Raw genomic sequence first — 21,088 nt, forward strand, 5'->3', positions numbered from 1 at the left:
CGGCTTTTTGTTATCCTCTCGCCATGCATGACAATGACCTTGACTTTGCCAACCTGCTTGCCGCCGCCTCCAAGGGGGAACTCGCCGCCAGCCGCAAGCTGGCCGAACGCGCCGGCATCCCGGAATCGGCAGCATTGCGCGCCACCCTGAGCCTGCGCGCCGGCACGGCCGGACTTGAGCATTTACTCAGCATGCGCGCTGCGGCCCGCGAGCGCAGCGATGTGAACGCGGCGGTACGGCAGGCACGCGCCGCCGCCTCGGTATCGCGGCGCCGGCAGACCTCCGTCGCACCAGCGTGGAGCGCATGGTTCGACGGCTCAGCCCACCCCAATCCAGGCCGCTGCACCATCGGCGCCGTACTGGAGGGCCCTGGCGGCGTGCTGGTCGAACTGTCTTGCGGCGCCGGCTACGGCAACAGCAGCGAAGCCGAATACCTGGCGCTGATCGCGGTGCTTGAAGCCGCCCTCGAACATGGCGCCGGGCCGCTCGCAATCCACGGCGACAGCCAGGTGGTGATCGACGACGTCAATGCGCCCGACTGTGCCGGGGCGGCGAGCCTGGGCGCCTACCGCGCGCGCGCGCGCGCCCTGCTCGCCCAACTGCCCGGCGCCACGCTGCGCTGGATCCCGCGCCACAAGAACACCCGCGCCGACGCGCTGTCGCAGCGCGCCGCCCTGATCCTCCCTTCTGAACAAGCCCATGAATGACCCCTTGACCAAGCCCCTCGAACCCGACACCGGCCTCGCGACCTGGCGTCCGCGTTTTGCCGCCCTTGCCGCCTCCGGCACCGGGGGCGACGGCGCCCATGACGCCAACCACCTCGAACGCGTCTGGCGCAACGCCCAGGCCCTGCTCGAACACCACCCCGAGGCCGACGCCCTGGTCGTGATGGCCGCCTGCTACCTGCACGACCTGGTCAATTTGCCGAAGGACGACCCGGACCGCGCGCAGGCCTCCAGGCGCTCGGCCAAGCTGGCACGCCACCAGCTGGCGTGGATGAACTTCCCGCCCGAGCGCCTTGGCGCGGTGGCGCATGCCATCGAAGCGCACAGCTTTTCGGCCAACATCCCGGCCGAGTCGCTGGAAGCGCGGATCGTGCAGGACGCCGACCGGCTCGATGCCCTGGGCGCCGTCGGCCTGGCGCGCATGTTCTATACGGCCGGGCGCATGGGCAGCAGCCTGGCCCACCCCGGCGACCCGCTGGCCGCAAGCCGCCCGCTCGACGACCGCGCCTATTCGCTCGACCATATCGCCGCCAAACTGGCTACGCTTCCCGGCAAGATGCAGACCGAGGCAGGCCGCAAGCTGGGGCAGGAACGCCTTGCCATGCTGGAATCCTTCCGCACTGCCTTCGCCGCCGAGTGGGGAGATGCAAAAGATTCCTGAACGCATATTGCGGTGCTAAGATTGACCACCGATCCCTGCCAGAGGCCCGCATGTCCAGCACCACCGCGCTTCAGAAGTCCACCACCGGCAAACTCAATTTCGTCCTGGTCTGCATCTTCATCGACATGCTGGGGATCGGGCTGATCGTCCCGGTGATGCCGCTGCTGGTCGGCCAGTTCGTGCCGGCGCGCGAAGACCACGCCTTGTGGTTCGGAGTGCTGGCGGCCACCTTCGGGGTGCTGCAATTCCTGTTCATGCCGGCGCTGGGTGCGCTCAGCGACCGCATCGGGCGCCGCCCGGTGCTGCTGTATTCGATGGCCGGCATGTGCCTGAATTTCCTGATCACGGCCTGGGCGCCGACCCTGGCCTGGCTGTTCGTCGGCCGCATCATCGGCGGCATGTCCTCGGCCAGCATGTCGGTCGCCTCGGCCTATGCCTCGGACATCTCGACCAAGGAAAACCGCGCCAAGAGCTTCGGAAAGATCGGCGCCGCCTTCGGCCTGGGCTTCATCTGCGGCCCGATGCTGGGGGGCCTGCTGGGCAACAACGACCTGCACTTGCCCTTCTACGTGGCGGCCCTGCTGGGCGCCGCCAACCTGGTCTACGGTTATTTCTTCGTGCCCGAGTCGCTGCCGCCGGGCGAGCGCGCGCCCTTCGCTTGGGCACGCCTGAATCCCCTGGCGGCGCTGCTGCGCCTGGTGCGGCGCAAGGATATCCGCGGGCTGGTCATCGTCATTGCCCTGGTCACGTTCGGCCAGATGATGCTGCAATCGACCTGGGTGCTGTACACCACCTTCCGCTTCGGCTGGACCCCGCGCGACAATGGCATCGCGATGTTCTGCGTGGGCCTGGTCTCGGCAGTGGTGCAGGCCGGCCTGCTGGCGGTGCTGATCCGGCGCTTCGGCGAAGTGCGGCTGTCGCTGCTGGGCATCGTCTCGGGCTCGTTCGCTTTCCTCGGTTACGGCCTGGCGACCCAGGGCTGGATGATGTACGCGATCATCCTGTGCAATGTGCTGGCCTTCGCCGCGGCGCCGGCCCTGCAGGCGATCATCTCGAAAACCACGCCGTCCAACCAGCAGGGTGAGCTCATGGGTTCGCTCCAGTCGATCAGCAGCCTGGGCGTCATCATCACGCCGCTGGTCGGCACCGCGATCCTGGCCAGTGTCAGCGACCTGCCGCCCGGCGACTGGCGCATCGGCAGCCACTTCCTGCTGTGCGCCGCGCTGCAGGCGGCGGCCATCTTCGTGGCCTGGCACTATTTCCGCAAACATCACGCCCACGATAGCACGCAGGAGAGCAAGCGTCCCGTCGACAGCAACGCCGCCTGAAGCCTCAGAACTTCATTTCCAGCGTGGTGCGCAGCTTGACGCCGCCCGGGTAGTTCCAGCCGCGTTTTTCCAGGCCGCGCACCGGATCCAGGTAGGACACTTCGAAGCCGCCGTCCTCGCCGAGCAGGTTGGAGAGGGCGACCCGCCACTGCAGTTTCGGGTTGAAGGTCCATAGCGCATACGCATCCAGGTCGGTGCGCGCGTAGTTGTAGAAGCCGCGGTTGACGTCCACCCGGATCGCGCCGCCGCGCCGGTGCGCGACGCTGGCGCCGGCGGCCAATGCGCCGGATTTATAGTCGAAGCCCGCGTTGGCCGTCAACGGCGCCTGCTGCTCCATCCGGTTGTTCGGGCCGGGCACCGATTCGACCCGCGACCAGTTGCGGCTCACGCTGGCGCGCAGGTCGATCGCCGGGGCGCCAGCGAACAGGGACTTGAGCGGGAACCTGGTCTCGACCTCGAGGGTGCGCAGCATCGCGCGGTCGTCGTTGACCGGCGTGAAAATCCAGCGCAGGCCGTCGAAGTAGATGTGGTTGCTCATATAGTCGTCGATGCGCTTGACCGTGCCGCTGACCGACACCATCGCGCCTTCGGCCCAGTAATGTTCATAGGCCGCGTCGATGCCCCATGCCTGTTCCGGCTTCAGCTTCGGGTTGCCCACGAAGTCCGCTTCGGTGGCGCTGTTGTTCTCCCAGGCCGACCGGCGCGGCACGAGGCTGTACAGGCCGGGCGGCTTGTAGGTGCGGCTCAGCGCCAGGCGCAGCTGGTCGCCGCTTTTCTTGCCGTCCGCACCGGCGAACTTGTACAGGGTCTGCAGGATCGGGCTCAGGATGCTGGAATCCACCCTCGCCGCTTCGAAGCCGCTGCCCGACACGCGCGTGCGGCTGCCTTCCCAGCGTGTGCCGAGGTAGACCGACCATAGCGGAGTGACGGTCCACTCGTCCTGCGCGTAGAAGGCGGCGCGGGTCGCCGTCGCGCGGAACTGCTCGTCCAGCGGCGTGCCAAGCGGCAGCCCGGGCGCCAGCAGTCGGATGCGGTCGCGCTCGACGCGGATGTCGGAACTCGCGTTGACGCCGATGTCCCAGCCGAGCGACAGCGCATGGCCGCCATCCAGCGCGCGCGTCGCTTTGCCGGTGGAGTTCGCGCCCCGGGCGTGGGTGTCAAGCAGGGTCGAGCCGTCCGACTCGGGCAGTCCGGCGCCGTCGAATCCCACGCGCCGCACGAACATCTTGCGCGACGACCATTCGAAGCCCAGCTTCGCATCGAGCTTGGCGCCGGCGGGCAGCTCCCTGGCCCAGCGCAGGTCGGACTTGAGCATGCGGTCGTCGAATTCGCCGAAGATCTGGAGGTCGGGTGTCGGCGGCGGATTGCCGGCCAGGGTCGTCACCCGGGGTTGCGGATTGTTGCGGAAACTGCTGCTGTTGAACGTCGTCTCCCAGGCCAGCTTGTCGCCATTGTCCAGGGTCCAGTTCAGGGTAGGCCCCAGGTTCAGGCGGTTCATGTGGCCGCGCTCGGGCGCGAAAGTGGTGCGGCGCAGGTCCACCACCCCGTCCGGGCGGGTGTTCTCCTCATGACCGCTCCACTCGCGCGCCAGGGTGTCGTGGTTGCCGCTGGCGGAGAGCGACCAGGACGAAGCCTCGCCGCGCTCGGCCAGCTGGGTGCTGAAGGTCGGCCCGCGGAAGTCGCTCGAGAGCAGGTAGCCCAGCTTGGCCTCGCGCTCGCGCTTGCGGATCGTCTTGCGCAGCACGATGTTGATGGTGCCGGCCACCGCCGCGGCCGGGAACTCGGCGCTGGCCACGCGCAGCACCTCGATGCGTTCGATGGTGTCGGGCGACAGGTTGTCGAGGCTGAAGCCGGCGGGCGTGCGTTCGCCGTTCACGAGGACCTGGGTATAGCCCGCCCCCAGGCCCCGCATCCGCACCTGGGTGCTGCGCCCGGAGCCGGTGGTCACCGTCACGCCGGGAATGCGCTTGAAGACATCGAGCACGCTGGTGTCGCCGTAGCGGGCGATTTCCTCGCGGCCGACGACGATGCGGGAAGCGGTATCGTCGCGGCGCGGGTCGTAGGCCGCGCTGGTCCCTTTCACTTCCACCTGCTGGACGGCGCCGTCCTTGGCGGACAGCTGGGCGAATGCCGGGGCGGACAGCCCGGCGAGGATGAGGGCCAGGTGACGCGGGCGCAGCAAGTTCATATTCCAGTCTCCAGAATTAGTTATTCGGCTTGTGCGAATGACTATATGCTAGTACTGAGCAATATGTAAACTCTCTTGAGTATCATTTATTGCTAGTTCATAGCAATTGCAGCTTCCATGCGAAATAAAACCGCTCTGCGGCGATCCTGCCGGTCGCTTAAGATTCGCCTGTCGATCGTAGGGTGGGCGGGGTAATTTCGGGCAATGCCCGGAATTACAAACGCCCACGCAGTGATAGTCAGCGCTTAAAAACCGCATCGCGTCCGTGCTACTGCTGGTTGAACGCGTGGGCAAGGAACTTGCCCACCCTACGGGAAGCTGGCGGCTCTAAAGTACCCCCTCGCGGAAGAGTCAGAACTTCAGTGATAGTTTGCGCATGAAAACCGCATCGCGTCCGTGCTACCTCTGGTCGAACGCGTGGGCAAGGTAATTCAGGCCAATGGCCTGAATTACGAATTACCCACCCTACGAGAAACTGGCGGCTCTTAAATACCCTCTCTCGAAGAGTTAGAACTTCAGCTCATACGTCGCGCGCATGCGCACCGGGCCTGGATACAGGAAGCTGCGGGTCTGCGCGCCGATGCTGTCGTCCATGTAGGTATTCTCGGCCAGGAAGTCCTGTTTCAACACGTTCGACAGGGCCAGGCGCAGCTGCTGCTTGGCGTCGAACTTCCACAGCGCATACAGGTCGAGGTCGCGGCGCGGGCGGAAGTAGGAGCGCTGGTTCAGCGAGACCCGCACCGGGCCGCCGCTGCGGTAGGCGAAGCTGGCGCCCGTGGTGAGCGCGCCCGCTTTGTAGTCGACGCCCAGGGTCAGGCTCAGGGGCGTCTGCTGGTCGAGTCGGTTGTACGGCCCCGGCACCGATTCGACGCGCGACCAGTTGCGGCTGACGCTGGCGCGCACATCCACGGCCGGCGCATCCTGCATCACCGCCTTGAGCGGGAACTTGGTTTCCACCTCGAGCGAACGGGTGACCGCGCTGTCCTGGTTGGATGGTGTCGTGATCCAGCGCCGGCCATCGAAATAGGTCAGGAAGCGGGTGAAGTCGCTGATCCGGCGCGAGGAGGCGCTGATCGAGAACAGCGCGCCTTCGGCCCAGTAATGTTCATAGGCCGCGTCGATGCCGAAGGCCAACTCGGGCTTGAGGTTCGGGTTGCCCTGGTAGTCGGGCTGGGTCGAGCTGTTGTTCTCGCTGCTCTGGCGCCGCGGGCTCAGGTTGCCCACGCCGGGCGCCTTGTAGGTGCGGGTCAGGGCAAAGCGCAGCTGGTCGCCCTTCTTCCCCGGGATCTTGTAGAGGGTCTGCATGATCGGGCTCCACACGCTGGAGCTGGCGCGCACGCTCCCAAAAGCATTGCCCTCGACTGCCGTGCGGATGCCTTCCCAGCGCGCGCCCAGGTACATCGACCACGAAGGAAGGATGTTCCATTCGTCCTGCGCGAACACGGCCAGCCGCTCGACCCGTGCTTCCGAATTTTCCTCGGGCAGCGGCGGTGCGCTGCGCAGGGCATCGCGCTCGATGCGCGCATCGTCGCGAGTATCGACGCCGCCGTCCCAGCCGGCCGTGAAGGCATGGCCCTTGCCCAAAGTCCGGGCGTATTTGCCGGTGGAGTTGATGCCGCGGTCCTCGCCCTCGGCGCGGATATGCTTGTCGAGGATCGGATTGGTGCCGTTGGTGGCAGAGCGCAGCATGATGCTTGTCACCTCGCCGGCGGATACGCCGAGTTTCAGGTCCAGCTTCGCGCCGGACGCGAGCTTGCGCGCCCACGACAGGTCGGAGCGCAGCTGGTTGCCCTCATTGTCGACCGCATTGGACTCGTCCGGGTAGAACGGCGGGCTGCCGATGACGGTGGTCGTGACCTCACGGAAGCGGTTGCGGAAGCGGTTGGCATTGACCCAGGTCTGCCAGGTGACGGTATTGTCTGGAGCAAGGGTCCAGTTCAGGCGCGGGTTCAGGTTCAGGGCACGGAACCAGCCCTTCTGCGGCAGTTCCAGGGACTGCAGTTCGGTCACCGTGCCGTCGGGCGCCACGGTGGTCTCGAGTCCCGCGGCATCGAAGTCGAAGCGGTCCTGCATCGCGTTGGCCGTGAACGAATACGAGAAGCTGCCGTCGCGGTCCGACATCTGCAGGTTGGCATTGGGGCCGAAGCCGTTGCTCGAGCCCTGCATGGCGAGCTTCAGTTCGCGCAGGCGGTTCTTCACCGTGCGTTTGAGGATGATGTTGATGGTGCCGGCCACCGACTGGGTCGAGAACTCGGCGCTGGCCGCGCGCAGCACTTCGATGCGCTCAATGGAATCCGGCGCCAGCGCCTCCATCGAGAAGCCGGCCGGCGCGCGCTCGCCGTTCACCAGTATCTGCGTATAGCCGCTACCGAGGCCGCGCATGCGGATCTCGCCGCCGCGGCCATTGGCGCTGTTGACGGTAATGCCGGGCACGCGCTTGAGCACGTCGAGGGCATTGGTGTCGCCGAATCTGGTGATCTCTTCGCTGGTGACGACGATCTTGGTGGCGGTGTCGTCGCGGCGCGGGTCGTAGCTGTCGGCCGTCCCCTTGACTTGCACCTGCTGGATCTTTTTGCCGTCTTCCGACTTGACCGGTTCGGCCTTGGCCGGGGTGGCCGGCGCCTCCTGCGCAAACACGGGAAGGCAGAGGCTGACGGCGGCGGCAAGCGCGCTGAGGCGGATCGGGCAGTAAATACGAGACATGGTCAGGCTTCGTGGGTGCAGGGGCCAACATTGTCCCAGAAGCAATTCCCATTGTCGCGGGAAATCGTGTATGCATGGAAGGTCGATGCAGGGCGCATGCGCCATGCACGCCTGCCAGATCCCCTGCCCCAGCCTGCTGGAGTACACTGCGGCCATAAAGATGCAATTCAGGCCATCATCGCCGTTATAATTCGCCATCGATTCGAAACCTAGAGGCCCATCAAAGTGTCCCGTTTAAAAGTCTTGCCCCAGTATGTGATGCCGAAGACGGCGCTGACCAACTTCGCCGGCCGGGTAGCCGGCGCCAAGGGAGGCGCGATGACGACGCGCCTGATCCGCTGGTTCGTGGGCAAGTACGGGGTCAACATGGACGAGGCTGCGAACCCGGACATCGCGAGCTACAGCAGCTTCAACGAATTCTTCACGCGCCCGCTACGTGACGATGCGCGTCCGCTGGCGCAGGCTGATTTCGTCTGCCCGGTGGATGGCGCCATCAGCCAGTACGGCGACATCGACGACCACCATATCTTCCAGGCCAAGGGACATAAATTCACGTCGGCGGAACTGGTGGGCGGCGACGACAAGCTGGCCGCGCACTTCCAGCACGGCCTCTTCGCCAACCTTTACCTGAGCCCGAAGGACTACCACCGCATCCACATGCCTTGCGATGGCCGCTTGAGCCGCATGATCTATGTGCCGGGCAAGCTGTTCTCGGTGAACCCGACCACGGCGCGCGGCGTGCCGGGCCTGTTCGCCCGCAACGAGCGCGTGGTCTGCGTGTTCGACTCAAGCGAACACGGGCCTTTCGTGATGACCCTGGTCGGCGCGACCATCGTCGGCAGCATGGCGACCGCCTGGCATGGCGTGGTGAACCCGCCGCGCATGACCCGCATCTGCGAATGGAATTACGAACCCGGCCAGGTCACTTTGAAAAAAGGCGAAGAGATGGGCCGCTTCCTGCTCGGCTCCACCGTGGTCATGCTGTTCAAGAAGGGCGCGATCTCCTTCAATGGCGAGTGGGCGCCGGAGCGCTCGGTGCGCCTGGGCGAGACCATGGGCAACCGTCCCCGCTAAGCGCACTGCGTTATCTACCCGGTGCGTCGTCCTGGCCGCGTTCCCGGCATACTTCTGCCATCAAGTCGAGGAAAGCCCGGGTCTTGGCCGGCATCAGGCGCCGCCCCGGGAACACCGCCCAGCCGCTGGCTGTCGGCAGATCCCATTCGGGCAGCACCCGCACCAGTTCTCCGGTCGCCAGGTAGGGACTCGCGAACGTCTGCGAGCTGCCCGCAATGCCGGCACCGCGCGAGGCGATCCGCGCCAGCAGGTCGGGCGAATTCGCGGTCAGCCTCGCCACCAGCTGCCGTTCCCATCTCAGCTTGCCGCGCGTGAGCAGCCAGGAAGGCGCGGCGCCGCTGCGGTTCAGCATGCACAGCACATCGTGCTTCAGCAAGTCATCCGGGTGTTCCGGCAGCCCATGGCGGGCCAGGTAGGCGGGCGACGCATACAGTCCGAAGTATTCGAGGTTGATCGGGCGCGCATTGAGCGAGGAGTCGTCGGGCAGGTCTCCCATGCGGATCGCGATATCGAAATTCTCGGCGATCAGGTCGACCCGGCGCGGCGACAAATCCATCTCCAGCGACACTTGCGGATAGCGTGCAATGAAGCGCGCGATCACCTCGTGCAGGCTGCTGTTGGCGAAGTCGCCCGGCACCGACAGGCGCAGCTTGCCGCTCGGCGCGGCCTGGCGGTGCTGGGCCAGGGCGCCGGCCGCCTCCACTTCTTCGGCCACCTTGCGCGCGTGCTCGAGCAGGCTGGCTCCGAATTCGGTCACCATCAGCTTGCGGGTGGTCCGCTGCAGCAGGCGCTCTCCCAGCTTCTGTTCCAGCAGCGCGATGCGGCGCGAGACGGTCGATTTCGGCAGCTGCACGCGCTCGGCGGCGCGGCTGAAGCTGCCCGCCTCGACGATGCGGGCAAACAGCAGCAGGTCATTCGGTTCGAGATTCATGATTGTGCCACCACTGGGATAATGTTATCCATTCTACTGGCTTCCGTATTGTTTATGGAACCTTTACAGTGGGTCCATCAACTCATTCTTCGGACAAAGGGACCCACCATGAACATCCTGCAAATTACCTCCAGCGTGCGCGGCAAGGATTCGGAAACGACCCGCGTTACTAATCTCGTCATCGACAAGCTGGTCGCCGCCAATCCGGATGCGACCGTGGTGCGCCGCGACTTCGGCGCCCAGCCGCACCCGCTGCTGGACGGCGCCGCCGTCGGCGCCCTGTTCACCCCGGCGGACCAGCGTTCGTCCGAGCAGGCGGCGCGCGTGGCCCTGGACGACGCCCTGATCGCGGAAGCGCAGGCTGCCGACGTGATCGTGATCGGCGCCCCGATGTACAACTTCGGCATGCCAGCCCAGCTCAAGGGCTGGTTCGATGCGATCGCCCGTTCCGGCGTGACCTTCCGCTATACCGAGACCGGACCTGTAGGCCTGCTGGCGAACAAGAAGGTGTACGTGGCGACGGCGCGCGGCGGCGTCTATCCGGCTGAAGCCGACCCGCAGGTGCCGCACATCCGCATGCTGCTGAACTTCCTGGGCCTGAGCGACCATACGTTTATTTACTCGCACGGCCTGAACATGGGTCCGGAAGCGGCGGCGAAAGGCCAGCAGGCGGCCAACGAGGCAGTGGAAGCGGCACTGGCTTAAGCTGTCCCGGTTACGGGGCGGCGCAATCCGAACAATCGACAGGAGAACAGCATGACCCAGCAAGCTGGTTTATCGACGATCGTGACGTCGCGCGGCATCGAACGCCTGGTGAACGGCCAGTTCGTGATGGATGGCGCGGGCGTGAAGATCAACCGTGTGCTCACCGGTCACCTGCAGCGCCGCCTCGATCCATTTTTGATGCTCGATGCCTTCGGCAGCGACAAGGCCGGCGACTATATCGCCGGCTTCCCGGAGCACCCGCACCGCGGCTTCGAGACGGTCACCTACATGCTCAACGGCCGCATGCGCCACCGCGACAGCGCCGGCAACGAAGGCCTGGTGACGAATGGCGGCGTGCAGTGGATGACGGCGGGCCGCGGCGTGATCCATTCGGAGATGCCGGAGCAGGACGAAGGCCTGATGGAAGGCTTCCAGTTATGGCTCAACCTGCCCGCCAAGGACAAGATGATGGCGCCCTGGTACCGCGACATCCCGACCGGGGAAGTGCCGCGCTTTACCAACGACGATGGCGTGACGGTGCAGGTGATCGCCGGGGAGACCTTCGGCGTGAAGGGTGCGGTGCAGCGCGACACGACACTGCCGCTCTACCTCGACCTGGAGATCCCGGCCGGCGTCACCTTCGAGCAGCCGATCCCGCAGGGGCATAATGCCTTTTTCTACGTCTACCGCGGAGAGGTTGTCGTTGACGGCAAGGGCGTGGGCAAGACGCGCATGGCGATCCTCGACAATGCCGCCGGCGCAGATGGCGTGCGCATCAAGGCGGTCGAACCGACGCGTTTGATCCTGCTGGCGGGGCGGCCGCTGAACGAGCCGATCGCGCAGCACGGGCCCTTCGTGATGAACACGACCGAGCAGCTGCACCAGGCCTTCGACGACTTCCGCGCCGGGCGCTTCGCCTGACGATCCTGCGGGGAGGCTGCATGCACGCAGCCTCCCCGCTTGCGCTACACTGCCGGCATGACGTCTTCGCACTTCCTCCCACCATGCCGCTGATCGATACCGTTTCGGATTTACTTTCGCGCGCCAGCCGCGCGCTCGGCCTCGAGACGGTCGATTCCTTCCCGCCCGGCCATGCCTACGCGCGCACACGCTGGAACAAGGCTTACTTCGATATTGCCTCGGACATGAAGCCCGATGCGATCGAGGGTACGCTGTGCGAAGCCATCGCCAATACGCCGCTCGTGTTCGGCGAAATCCTCAACCCGACCCCGCGCATGCAGCGCGCGCTGCTGGCCATCATCGAGCAGCGGCTGCGGCGTGGGCATGGGGCGCCGCTGGATTTGGCGCAGCTCTTGGCGGCGGCTTACCGGAGTCCGCATACGGTGGAGACGGTGCCGGGTTTGAGGCAGGCGATTATCGAGACGGCGAGGTTCGAGCCGCAGGTGCAGGCGAATGCCTTGCTGGCGTTCCTGGCGGATGCGCCGGCGGCGTTCGGGGTGATCGAGGCGCGGGCTTGAGTGTGATCAGCGAGGGATTTGCGGCTGGTTGAACGCGCGGGCGGGAGACCCGCGCACCCTACAACCGCATCCGTAGGGTGGCAGGGGTAATTTCGGGCAGTGCCCGGAATTACAAACGGCCGCGCGTTCAACTACACGATGCGATGCGCCGATGCTGGATACAACGCATTACTTGGCACATACCGCTCCCGCAGCCACATGAACGGCGTCTCCACCAGCTTATACAGCAGCCACCCCGTCCCCACCGACAGCGCCAGCATCGCCACGATGGTCTCCAAAGACTCTGTCCCATACCCCTGCCCCGCCATCCACTTCGCCCCCAGCACGCACACCTGCTTGTGCAGCAGGTAGATCGCATACGACCACAAGGCCAGCGCCCCCGCCCCCGGCACGCGCAGGCTGCGCAGCAGCGATCCTTCGGCCACCGCCGACACAATCAAGAGAGAAAACCCCAGCGCCAGCAGCGGAAACCCGTACACGGTCACGAAGAAGCCGTACCGGTCTGCGAGGAACCACCAGAACGTCGCCCCGCACACGACCAGCCCGGCCAGCCCCACCAGGTTGCCATGCCGCGTCAGAGCACGCCAGGCGCCTGGATGGTGGTTGCGCAGCAGCGCCAGCGCCACCCCGGCCAGCAGCTCGTCGACGCGGCATAAGCTAGAGTAATAAATGAACTTGAAATAGTAGTAAAGCTTATAGTTCCGCCCCTCGACCAGCTCCTGCCACAGGTCGGCGCGGACCAGCATCCCCGCGACGAAGGCCAGGGCGATCGCCACCCAGGCCAGCCGCACCGAACCCTTGAATGCCGCGCCGAGCAGGGCCAGCGCCGGCAGCACCAGATAGAACTGCTCCTCGATCGCCAGCGACCAGCTATGCGAAAACGCACTGCCCGGCTCCAGCCCGATGTTCTGGATAAAGCTGAGGTATTCCAAGAGCGGCAGCAGCGGCGACTGGCCGCGAAAGGCCGGCCACAGGAAGTACAGCGCCAGCACCACCCAGTAATTCGGCAAGGTGCGCAGCAACCGGCGTGCATAGAAGTGCCTCAGCGAGAAGCCGCCCGGGCTCTTCATCGCCGCGAAGATCTGGTTGCCGATCAGGTAGCCCGAAAGCGCGAAAAACAGGTCGACGCCGACCCAGCCGACGTCACCGATCCAGCCGAAGGTCGGCGCGTGGCTGACGAACAGCACGTAGTGGTGCAGCACGACCAGCGTGACGGCGAGCGCGCGCAGGGTGTCGAGGCCATGGACGCGAATGGTGGAAGTAGCATGCTGCATGCGGCGGCTGCGGGATAGCGAAGTTGCGGATCATGCCACGGCGCCCCGCCGCATGCCAGCTTTGTCCGCTAAAATACCGGCACCCGAAACGTCCCTGGCACGCCACCGCAATGACCTCCACCAGCAATCACCAGCACAACTACCAGTTCAAATCCGTCAACTACACCGGCCTGCTCCCCGGCCCGCGCGTCATCATCATGGGCGCGACCCATGGCAACGAGACCTGCGGCACCAAGGGCATCCTGCGCGTGATGGACGACATCGACAGCGGCCGCCTGCAGGTCACGGCCGGCAGCGTGACCTTCGTGCCGGTGGTGAACCCGAAGGCCTACGAGCAGAACACCCGCAACGGCGACCGCAACCTGAACCGCAACCTGTTCCCGAAGGACGAGCCGCAAGACTTCGAAGACCACATCGCCAACTGGCTCTGCCCCCTGCTCGGCCAGCACGACGTGCTGCTCGACCTGCATTCGTTCAATGCGACCGGCGGCCAGCCCTTCGTGATGGTCGGCCCGCTCGACAACGAGGGCCCGCTGCAGCCGTTCAAACACGCGGCCAAAGAACGGGCATGGGCGCGCCGCCTGGGCGTGAAGCGCTTCGTGGATGGCTGGCTGGCGTCCTATGGCGACGGCGTCAAGCGCCGCAGCCGCGGCAACGCGTCCGAACTGGAAACCGTGCTGCGCTACGGCGTCGGCACCACCGAATACATGCGCACCACCGGCGGTTATGCGCTGACGCTCGAATGCGGCCAGCACGACGACCCAGGCGCGCCGGAAGTCGCCTACCGCGCAATCATGAACACGCTCGCGCACCTGCAACTGATCGAGGCGCCGGATCCGGAGCCGGTGCCGTTCGAGGAGATGGAAGCGCTGTCGATGGTCGTGGTCCACGACAAGCTCGATGCGGCCGACCGCTTCACCCGCAGCTGGGCGAGCTTTGATGCGGTGGCCGAAGGCGACGAGATCGGCGTACGCGCGGACGGCACGCGGGTCACCGCGGAATTCAGCGGCCGCATCCTGTTTCCGGACGCGAAGGCGAATGCCAACTCCGAGTGGTATTACCTGACCCGCCCGAACCCGACGTTCGGACGGGAATGAAGCACGCCTGCGCTTAACCGGGCGACAGGAACTTCAGCGCGACGATGCCGGTGACGATCAGCGCAATCGCGCCCAGGCGCATGGCGCCGGCCGGCTCGCCCAGCATCACCATGCCGGCGATCGCCGTGCCGACGGTGCCGATGCCGGTCCAGACCGCGTAGGCGGTACCCAGCGGCAGCTGGCGCAGTGCCAGTCCCAGCATGCCGATACTGCCCAGCATCGCCAGCAGCGTCCACAGCGACGGCATCAGTTTGGTGAAGCCCTCGGTGTACTTGAGGCCGACCGCCCAGGCGATTTCCAGCAGCCCGGCTATGAAGAGATAGAACCAGCTCATGCATTACCCTTTCGCGGCGCGTGCGCCCCAGTGTCGAAGGGCGCCGAGTATACCACCGGGCCCGGCCGTGCCCTGCTCCGTAAAACGGCCGGCCGCCAGCAAGGATTTTCTGAATATCGTAAGATGACGATACTCGGATCGAAAGAACCCGATACAAGGAAGAATTCATGGACATCGACGCGATCCACAAGGCCCTGGCCAACCCGGTACGGCGCCAGATCCTGCAGTGGCTGAAGGATCCGCACCAGCATTTCGCCGAGCAGGAGCACCCGCTCGATTTCGGCGTCTGCTGCAAGCTGATCGATAAGCAGACGGGCCTGTCGCAATCGACGGTCTCGGCCCACCTGGCAACGCTGCAGCGCGCCGGGCTCGTGAGCACACGGCGCGTCGGACAGTTCATCTTCTTCCAACGTAACGAGGAAACCATCAAGACCTTCCTCGACCAACTGAATGACGGATTGTAGGAGTATTTCAATGACGACCATGTTTGACCCACTGCGCGTAGGCGCGCTCGAACTCCCGAACCGCATCATCATGGCGCCGCTGACCCGCGCCCGCGCCATCGGCGGCGACCGCGTCCCGAATGCGATGATGGCCGAATACTATGTGCAGCGCGCCTCGGCAGGCCTGATCCTGTCGGAAGCAACCGCCGTCAGCCCGATGGGCGTGGGCTATGCCGACACCCCGGGCATCTGGTCCGACGAGCAGGTGGCAGGCTGGAAGATCGTCACCGAGGCCGTGCACAAGGCCGGTGGCCGCATCGTCCTGCAACTGTGGCACGTGGGCCGCATTTCGGACCCACATTTCCTCGATGGCCAGCTGCCGGTGGCGCCGTCCGCGATCGCACCGAAAGGCCATGTGAGCCTGCTGCGCCCGATGCGCGACTTCACCACCCCGCGCGCGCTCGAGCTGTCCGAGATCCCGGGCATCGTCGCGGCCTACCGCAAGGGCGCCGAGAACGCCAAGCTGGCCGGCTTCGACGGCGTGGAAGTCCACGGCGCCAACGGCTACCTGCTCGACCAGTTCCTGCAGGATTCCACCAACCAGCGCAGCGACCAGTACGGCGGCTCGGTCGAGAACCGCGCCCGCCTGATGCTGGAAGTGACCGATGCCTGCATCGAAGTGTGGGGCGCCGACCGCGTCGGCATGCACCTGGCGCCGCGCCGCGATTCGCACGACATGGGCGACTCAAACCCGGCGGACACCTTCGGCTACGTCGCGCGTGAACTCGGCAAGCGCGGCATCGCGTTTATCTGCGCCCGTGAAGCCATCGGCGACGACAGCCTGCGCGCGTATTTAAAGAAGGAATTCGGCGGCGTGTACATCGCCAACGAGAAGCTGACCAAGGACAGCGCCGAGGCCCTGATCGCTTCAGGCGAAGCCGATGCGGTGGCGTTCGGCGTGTGGTTCATTGCGAATCCGGATTTGCCGAAGCGCTTCAAGGTGGATGCGTCGCTGAATGCGCCGAAGCCGGAGCTGTTTTATGGCTCGGGGCCGGAAGGCTACATCGACTATCCGGCGCTGGCATAAGTTAGCGGTAGATTACTCACTTGGATCCCGGCCTACGCCGGGATGACGGTCTTAAAGCTAAAGGCCGGAACAACGTATCGATCAGCCCCTTCCCTAAAGACCGTCGTTCCGGCGAAGGCCGGAACCCAAGTTCCGCGAGCACGGCCAACGTCTCTCCGCCCATACATACGTCCCACAAACCGATATGTATGTGGTGTAAACCACAGCCCTCCCATGCTATTCTTGCGCGATTATTTTTAATGCGCACCTAGCCTGCGCTGTCCGGGAGACTGTAGTGAACAACTTCGCACCACGCGTGATGGCGCTCGCCATCGCGTCCGCCTTCGCCTTCAACACCGCCACCGCAGCGCCGGCCCCGGCCCGCGCCGAGAACGCCTACCTGTCGCAGCTTGATGCCATGGCCCGCTCCGCGCGCGTGTCGAATGTGGATTACGTGCTGGACTTCACCCTCACGGGCAAGGAAAGCTTCGCCGGCACCACCACCGTCAGCTTCGACCTGGCCGACCTGGACTCCGCCGTCACGCTCGACCTGGACAAGGCCACCGTCAAGTCGCTCACCGTCAACGGCAAGCAGGTCACGCCGCAGTACAACAAGTGGTTCATCACGCTGGCGCCGCAGGATCTGTCCAAGGGCCGCAACACCGTCACCGTCAGCTACGAGCGCCTGCACAGCACCAATGGCGAAGGCCTGCACCGCATGGTCGACCCGGTCGACGGCCGCGTCTACACCTATTCCCATTTCGAGCCGGCCGCCGCGCACCAGATGTTCGCGGTCTTCGACCAGCCCGACCTGAAGGCCACCTACACCGTCACCGTCAACGCGCCGAACGACTGGCATGTGGTCACCACCACCCGCGAATCCGGCATTGCCGACGCCACCGGCGGCAAGCGCTGGACCTTCCCGAAGACGAAGAAACTCAGCCCCTACAACTTCTCGCTGCACGCCGGCCCGTACAAGGTCTGGGAAGACAACAGCGGCAAATACCCGATGCGCCTGTTCGCGCGCCAGTCGGTGGCGGCGCAGGTCACCCCGGCCGACTGGTTCCGCTACACCAAGAGCGGCATCGGCTTCTTCGAGAACTACTTCGGCATCCCTTACCAGTTCGAGAAATACGATCAGCTGCTGGTGCCGGACTTCCTGTACGGCGCGATGGAAAACGCCGCGGCGATTACCTTCGCCGAAGGCGGCTTCCTGTACAAGGCCGAGATGACCGCCGCCCAGAAGGCGCGCCTGGCCGAAGTCATCATGCACGAGATGGCGCACCAGTGGTTCGGCGACCTGGTCACCATGAAGTGGTGGAACGGCCTGTGGCTGAACGAAAGCTTCGCCGCCTTCATGGCGACGCTCGCCACCGCCGAAGCGACCGAATTCAAGGATGCCTGGCAGTCCTTCTTCCAGGACGACAAGCAGGCCGCCTACGCGCAGGACCAGAAGGTCTCGACCCACCCGATCGAAGTGCCGGTGCCCTCCTCGGCCAATGCTTTCGACAACATCGACGCGATCACCTATTCGAAAGGCGCCTCGACCCTCAAGCAGCTGCGCCACATGCTGGGCGAAGAAGTGTTCCGCAAGGGCGTGCATAACTACCTCGTCAAATACTCGTGGCAGAACGCGAAGCTGGAAGACTTCATCGGCAGCCTGGGCGAAGCGGCGGGCCGCGATTTGTCGAAGTGGACCCAGGACTGGCTGTACCAGGCCGGCGTGAACACCATCGCCGCCAACTACACCTGCGCCAATGGCAAGATCAAGGCCTTCTCGCTGCAGCAGGCGGCGGCTAGCCGCGCCCTGCCGACGCTGCGCGAACAGCGCGTGCAGGTGGCCGCCTTCAAGCTGGAGAGCGGCAAGCTGGTGCTGGCCAAGAACGTCCCGGTCACCTATTCCGGCGCCAAGACCAATGTGCCGGGCATGGTGGGCGCCGCCTGCCCCGACCTGGTCTACCCGAACTACCAGGACTGGGGCTTCGTGAAAGTCCAGCTGGACAAGCGTTCCTTCGACACCGCCCGCACCACACTGGCCGGCGTGGACGACCCGCTGCTGCGCGCCATGCTGTGGCAAAGCCTGTGGGACGGCGTGCGCGACGCCAAGCTGCCGTTGAACGATTTCATCAAGGTGGCCCTGGCCAACGCGCCGCAGGAAAAGGATTACACGCTGCTGGGCGATGTGCTGGGCAAGGTCAGCACGTCAAAATACTACCTCGATGCGATGGCCCTCGATAATGCCTGGAGCCGCGAGACCGGCAAGCAGCTGGAAGACATGGCGTGGAATGGCGTCGTCGCGCATAAGGGCAACGACAACTTCCAGCGCCGCTGGTTTGCGACTTACCTGAATGTGGCAAGCAGCCCGGAGGCGCTGGCGCGCCTGGCCGGCATGCTCGAGGGACGCGGCACCGAAGGCCTGAACATCGGCCAGGATCAGCGCTGGGCCATTATCGGGCGCCTGAACCGCTACAACGCGAGCGGCGCCGCGGCACTGGTCGAAGCCGAGCAGGCACGCGACAAGTCCGACACCGGCCAGGGCGCGGCGCTGGCCGCCACCGTGGCGCGCCCGGACCCGAAGGTCAAGGCCGAATGGCTGGCAACCATTCAGAACCTCCAGACGGAGCTGCCGTTCTCGAAGGTGCGTACGGCAATGGGCAGCCTGTACCCGGCCGAGCAGGCGAAACTCGCCGAGCAGACCGCGGAGGCGCGCCTGGCCAAACTGCCGGCGATCGACAAGGCGGCCGGCCCGGTCTTCATGCGTTCCTATGCCGGCGCCATGATTCCGGCCAGCTGCACCCCGGCCAGCGTGCAGCGACTTAGCCGTGCGGCAGGCAGCATGAAGGAACTGTCGGCCGGCACCCGCCGCGCGCTGCTCGACACGCTGCAGGAAGACCAGCGCTGCGTGGCGATCGAGAAGGCCATGACGGCACCGAAGTCCTGACTCCTTGACCGACCCTGGCGACGCGGCCTGGCCGCGCCGCAGGCCCGGCTGGCCGCTCGCGGCCACGCTGGGCCTGCACCTGCTGCTGGCCTGGAGCTGGCGGACTGCGCATCCGCCGGCCCAGGACACGCTCGAGGAACGCGTTTTCAATGTGATCCCGGTCCCGCCGCCGGCGCCGGAGCTGGCTTCCGTGCGCCGGGAGACGGAGCCCGTGCGCACGGAGGCGCCGCGCACGCTTGATCCAGCACTGCCTGCGCTGCCGGATGCAGTGCGCGCAGCGGAGCCAATCACACCATCGGCCGCCACACCGGCACCAGCCGCCGACCCGCTTGCCATTACCGCTGCGCCAGCGGAATCGCCGCTCGACGCGATGGTGGGCCGTGCGCGCCGCGAGGCCGGCGTGATCGACCGCGAACTGCGCAAGGGGAAGTCCGGCGTGCCGGCCGTTGCGGGCACGCCCTGGGGACGCTTCACGCGCGCGTTAGATGCCGCCCATATCGACAACAGCCGCACGCTGGTCAGCGAATCCTATACCGCGCCCGATGGTGCAATCATCTACCGTTTCCGCCAAGGCGGCAGGGTCCTTTGCCGCATCAGCGGCGGGGTCAAGCCGGGCATCGGCAACGCCATTGTTCCAAGCGCCTTCGATGTACAAGGCGGCAATGGCACTGCGGGCTTGATCAGCTGCCCGAGCCATGCCACCTGGAAGCGCGATTAGCTGTTCCGGCGCATTCGCATGTGTTAATGTTTTGCCTCTTTTTCCAGATCGGAGATTCACATGAAACGCGTTACTGGTATCGGCGGCATCTTCTTCCACGCAAAAGACCCGGTCGCGCTGCGCGCCTGGTACAAGCGGCACCTGGGCATCGACGTGCTGGAATGGGGAGGCGCGGCCTTTACCTGGACCGACGATGCGGGCAAACCGGCCAAGGGCACGACCATCTGGTCGGTCGGCGCTGAAGACAACGGGCATTTCGCCCCGGGCAAGGCGTCCTTCATGATCAACTACCGCGTTGCCGACCTGGACGCCCTGCTCGCCGTGCTGCGCGAGGAAGGCTGCAACGTTCTGGAGAAACCGGAAGACTCGGAATACGGCAAGTTCGGCTGGGTCATGGACCCGGAAAACAACAAGGTCGAATTGTGGGAACCGCCTGCCGGGCAATAAGGTTTCGCACCGGCAGCGCTCCTAATCCGCGCCGCCCTCGCCCTTGCCCTCGCGCGCGGCCGGTACGCACAATTCGGCCACCCGGCGCCAGGCACCGGTACCTTCGCATACGATGGGCGGACGCCCCTGCAGGAGTTTACCCAGGTCGACCGGCTTGCCCTCCCTCACTTCCACGTTGCGGTTGATCGGGATGCACACCGCGTCGTGCCAGGCCGCGGCATGGCCGTCGGGCGTCGGCAAGGGCCCACGCAGGCGCAGGGCCGCCGCTTCGCAGGCCTTCTTCGTTTTGTAGCTGCCGCGCAGGCTGCTGCTTTCCAGCGTCACGTCGCGGTGCTGCTGCAGGTAGAGCAAGAGGATCATCGTAAACATCTACTCTCCAGGCATGGGTCCTGCGCCATCATCGCATGTCCGGCTGGCTTTGCAGTACGGCGCCAGCCCGTAGAATAGCGGTATAGCGGCAGCGCGCCGCCCACCGCATCACGAGGTAACAGCTTGGACTGGGATTATCCGCAACCCTTCACACTGCCCGTCACGCCCTGCGCCGGCGACATCGACGGCCTGGACCACACCAACAATGCCGTCTACGTGCGCTGGTGCGAGCAGGCCGGCTGGGCCCACTCGGAACAGCTCGGCCTGTCGCTGCCTGACTACCGGCGCCTGGACCGTGCGATGGCGATCCGGCGCGGCGAATACGATTACCTGCTGCCGACCTTCGCCGGCGAAGCCTTGACCTTGGCCACCTGGCTGGTGGCGGGCGACGGCAAGCTGGCGATGGAGCGCCGCTTCCAGCTGGTGCGCGACAGCGACGGCGCCACCGTGCTGCGCGGCCGCTGGGACCTGGTCTGCATCGAGATCAGCAGCGGCCGGGTGCGCCGCATGCCGGCGGAGTTCGTCGACACCTATATGCCGGCGATGGCGCAGGCCGTGGACGCAGCCGCGCCGTAAGCCAGGCCGGGGCGCCGGGGCAGCCGCCAC

The 21,088-nt window shown here is 65.6% G+C and carries 20 protein-coding genes; 14 read left to right on the plus strand and 6 right to left on the minus strand.

All coding sequences use genetic code 11. The features are described from left to right. Positions 1 to 23: 23 nt before the first annotated feature. From HGB41_RS09570 to HGB41_RS09580, 3 genes are read left to right on the plus strand one after another with little or no spacing between them, the layout of a single operon-like run. Positions 24 to 707, plus strand: a complete 684-nt coding sequence (locus HGB41_RS09570; RefSeq protein WP_171083655.1) for a ribonuclease HI family protein — start codon at positions 24 to 26, stop codon at positions 705 to 707. 4 nt (positions 708 to 711) lie between these two features. Then, positions 712 to 1,386: an HD domain-containing protein gene (locus tag HGB41_RS09575; protein ID WP_371868512.1), complete on the plus strand. Its 675-nt coding sequence runs from the start codon at positions 712 to 714 to the stop codon at positions 1,384 to 1,386. Positions 1,387 to 1,436: 50 nt separating this feature from the next. After that, complete coding sequence (locus HGB41_RS09580) at positions 1,437 to 2,714, plus strand: TCR/Tet family MFS transporter (protein WP_171083659.1); 1,278 nt, start codon at positions 1,437 to 1,439, stop codon at positions 2,712 to 2,714. 4 nt (positions 2,715 to 2,718) lie between these two features. Here HGB41_RS09580 and HGB41_RS09585 read toward each other — a convergent pair whose 3' ends face one another. Together HGB41_RS09585 and HGB41_RS09590 are read right to left on the minus strand one after the other, a co-directional pair. Continuing rightward, positions 2,719 to 4,902 carry a TonB-dependent receptor plug domain-containing protein gene (locus HGB41_RS09585; protein ID WP_171083661.1) on the minus strand — a complete coding sequence of 728 codons (2,184 nt, stop codon included), beginning with the start codon at positions 4,900 to 4,902 and terminating at the stop codon, positions 2,719 to 2,721. A 507-nt stretch (positions 4,903 to 5,409) separates the two neighbouring features. Further along, positions 5,410 to 7,605, minus strand: a complete 2,196-nt coding sequence (locus tag HGB41_RS09590; RefSeq protein WP_171083663.1) for a TonB-dependent receptor plug domain-containing protein — start codon at positions 7,603 to 7,605, stop codon at positions 5,410 to 5,412. Positions 7,606 to 7,830: 225 nt separating this feature from the next. On the opposite strand from HGB41_RS09590, the gene asd reads away from it, so the two are divergent. Next, entirely contained in the window at positions 7,831 to 8,679 is an 849-nt protein-coding gene (asd, locus tag HGB41_RS09595; protein ID WP_503827418.1) for an archaetidylserine decarboxylase, read from the plus strand. Positions 8,680 to 8,689: 10 nt separating this feature from the next. Here asd and HGB41_RS09600 read toward each other — a convergent pair whose 3' ends face one another. Then, positions 8,690 to 9,610: a LysR family transcriptional regulator gene (locus tag HGB41_RS09600; protein ID WP_171083665.1), complete on the minus strand. Its 921-nt coding sequence runs from the start codon at positions 9,608 to 9,610 to the stop codon at positions 8,690 to 8,692. A 108-nt stretch (positions 9,611 to 9,718) separates the two neighbouring features. On the opposite strand from HGB41_RS09600, the gene HGB41_RS09605 reads away from it, so the two are divergent. From HGB41_RS09605 to HGB41_RS09615, 3 genes are all read left to right on the plus strand, one after another. Then, positions 9,719 to 10,315 (plus strand): FMN-dependent NADH-azoreductase, encoded by a 597-nt coding sequence (locus HGB41_RS09605; RefSeq protein ID WP_171083667.1) that lies wholly within the window; start codon positions 9,719 to 9,721, stop codon positions 10,313 to 10,315. Between the two features lie 51 nt (positions 10,316 to 10,366). Continuing rightward, positions 10,367 to 11,236, plus strand: coding sequence for a pirin family protein (locus HGB41_RS09610; RefSeq protein WP_171083669.1), 870 nt, complete (start codon positions 10,367 to 10,369; stop codon positions 11,234 to 11,236). Between the two features lie 83 nt (positions 11,237 to 11,319). Next, positions 11,320 to 11,793, plus strand: coding sequence for a hypothetical protein (locus tag HGB41_RS09615; protein WP_171083671.1), 474 nt, complete (start codon positions 11,320 to 11,322; stop codon positions 11,791 to 11,793). 131 nt (positions 11,794 to 11,924) lie between these two features. Here the strand turns inward: HGB41_RS09615 and HGB41_RS09620 are convergent, their stop codons facing one another. Continuing rightward, entirely contained in the window at positions 11,925 to 13,067 is a 1,143-nt protein-coding gene (locus HGB41_RS09620; protein WP_171083673.1) for an acyltransferase family protein, read from the minus strand. A gap of 110 nt (positions 13,068 to 13,177) precedes the next feature. Here HGB41_RS09620 and HGB41_RS09625 point away from each other — a divergent pair, with 110 nt between their 5' ends. Then, entirely contained in the window at positions 13,178 to 14,164 is a 987-nt protein-coding gene (locus tag HGB41_RS09625; RefSeq protein WP_171083675.1) for a M14 family metallopeptidase, read from the plus strand. A gap of 13 nt (positions 14,165 to 14,177) precedes the next feature. Here HGB41_RS09625 and sugE read toward each other — a convergent pair whose 3' ends face one another. Then, on the minus strand, positions 14,178 to 14,498 hold the full coding sequence (sugE, locus tag HGB41_RS09630; RefSeq protein ID WP_171083677.1) for a quaternary ammonium compound efflux SMR transporter SugE: 321 nt from the start codon (positions 14,496 to 14,498) through the stop codon (positions 14,178 to 14,180). Positions 14,499 to 14,665: 167 nt separating this feature from the next. On the opposite strand from sugE, the gene HGB41_RS09635 reads away from it, so the two are divergent. The 5 genes from HGB41_RS09635 to HGB41_RS09655 all read left to right on the plus strand — a co-directional run bounded on the left by HGB41_RS09635 (position 14,666) and on the right by HGB41_RS09655 (position 20,113). Further along, positions 14,666 to 14,962 (plus strand): ArsR/SmtB family transcription factor, encoded by a 297-nt coding sequence (locus tag HGB41_RS09635; protein WP_171083679.1) that lies wholly within the window; start codon positions 14,666 to 14,668, stop codon positions 14,960 to 14,962. Between the two features lie 10 nt (positions 14,963 to 14,972). Beyond that, positions 14,973 to 16,028, plus strand: a complete 1,056-nt coding sequence (locus tag HGB41_RS09640) for an alkene reductase (RefSeq protein WP_171083681.1) — start codon at positions 14,973 to 14,975, stop codon at positions 16,026 to 16,028. A gap of 274 nt (positions 16,029 to 16,302) precedes the next feature. Further along, a complete protein-coding gene (pepN, locus tag HGB41_RS09645) occupies positions 16,303 to 18,948 on the plus strand; it encodes an aminopeptidase N (RefSeq protein WP_371868497.1) in 2,646 nt (881 codons plus the stop codon). 4 nt (positions 18,949 to 18,952) lie between these two features. Further along, entirely contained in the window at positions 18,953 to 19,666 is a 714-nt protein-coding gene (locus tag HGB41_RS09650; protein ID WP_171083684.1) for a hypothetical protein, read from the plus strand. Positions 19,667 to 19,726: 60 nt separating this feature from the next. Further along, positions 19,727 to 20,113 (plus strand): VOC family protein, encoded by a 387-nt coding sequence (locus HGB41_RS09655; protein ID WP_171083686.1) that lies wholly within the window; start codon positions 19,727 to 19,729, stop codon positions 20,111 to 20,113. Between the two features lie 21 nt (positions 20,114 to 20,134). Here HGB41_RS09655 and HGB41_RS09660 read toward each other — a convergent pair whose 3' ends face one another. Beyond that, positions 20,135 to 20,482 (minus strand): hypothetical protein, encoded by a 348-nt coding sequence (locus HGB41_RS09660; protein ID WP_171083688.1) that lies wholly within the window; start codon positions 20,480 to 20,482, stop codon positions 20,135 to 20,137. A 123-nt stretch (positions 20,483 to 20,605) separates the two neighbouring features. Between HGB41_RS09660 and HGB41_RS09665 the strand changes: the two genes are divergently transcribed. Then, positions 20,606 to 21,058 carry an acyl-CoA thioesterase gene (locus HGB41_RS09665; protein ID WP_171083690.1) on the plus strand — a complete coding sequence of 151 codons (453 nt, stop codon included), beginning with the start codon at positions 20,606 to 20,608 and terminating at the stop codon, positions 21,056 to 21,058. Positions 21,059 to 21,088: the final 30 nt, after the last annotated feature.

This window comes from Telluria aromaticivorans, assembly GCF_013003915.1.
Classification (GTDB): domain Bacteria; phylum Pseudomonadota; class Gammaproteobacteria; order Burkholderiales; family Burkholderiaceae_D; genus Telluria; species Telluria aromaticivorans.

Coding starts and splice junctions, on each gene's coding strand:
- HGB41_RS09620 (WP_171083673.1), bottom strand. CDS start 13,067: ATGCAGCATGCTACTTCCACCATTCGCGTCCATGGCCTCGACACCCTG.
- HGB41_RS09640 (WP_171083681.1), top strand. CDS start 14,973: ATGACGACCATGTTTGACCCACTGCGCGTAGGCGCGCTCGAACTCCCG.
- HGB41_RS09605 (WP_171083667.1), top strand. CDS start 9,719: ATGAACATCCTGCAAATTACCTCCAGCGTGCGCGGCAAGGATTCGGAA.
- HGB41_RS09610 (WP_171083669.1), top strand. CDS start 10,367: ATGACCCAGCAAGCTGGTTTATCGACGATCGTGACGTCGCGCGGCATC.
- HGB41_RS09585 (WP_171083661.1), bottom strand. CDS start 4,902: ATGAACTTGCTGCGCCCGCGTCACCTGGCCCTCATCCTCGCCGGGCTG.
- HGB41_RS09660 (WP_171083688.1), bottom strand. CDS start 20,482: ATGTTTACGATGATCCTCTTGCTCTACCTGCAGCAGCACCGCGACGTG.
- HGB41_RS09655 (WP_171083686.1), top strand. CDS start 19,727: ATGAAACGCGTTACTGGTATCGGCGGCATCTTCTTCCACGCAAAAGAC.
- HGB41_RS09635 (WP_171083679.1), top strand. CDS start 14,666: ATGGACATCGACGCGATCCACAAGGCCCTGGCCAACCCGGTACGGCGC.
- HGB41_RS09590 (WP_171083663.1), bottom strand. CDS start 7,605: ATGTCTCGTATTTACTGCCCGATCCGCCTCAGCGCGCTTGCCGCCGCC.
- HGB41_RS09570 (WP_171083655.1), top strand. CDS start 24: ATGCATGACAATGACCTTGACTTTGCCAACCTGCTTGCCGCCGCCTCC.
- HGB41_RS09600 (WP_171083665.1), bottom strand. CDS start 9,610: ATGAATCTCGAACCGAATGACCTGCTGCTGTTTGCCCGCATCGTCGAG.
- sugE (WP_171083677.1), bottom strand. CDS start 14,498: ATGAGCTGGTTCTATCTCTTCATAGCCGGGCTGCTGGAAATCGCCTGG.
- HGB41_RS09615 (WP_171083671.1), top strand. CDS start 11,320: ATGCCGCTGATCGATACCGTTTCGGATTTACTTTCGCGCGCCAGCCGC.
- HGB41_RS09580 (WP_171083659.1), top strand. CDS start 1,437: ATGTCCAGCACCACCGCGCTTCAGAAGTCCACCACCGGCAAACTCAAT.
- HGB41_RS09625 (WP_171083675.1), top strand. CDS start 13,178: ATGACCTCCACCAGCAATCACCAGCACAACTACCAGTTCAAATCCGTC.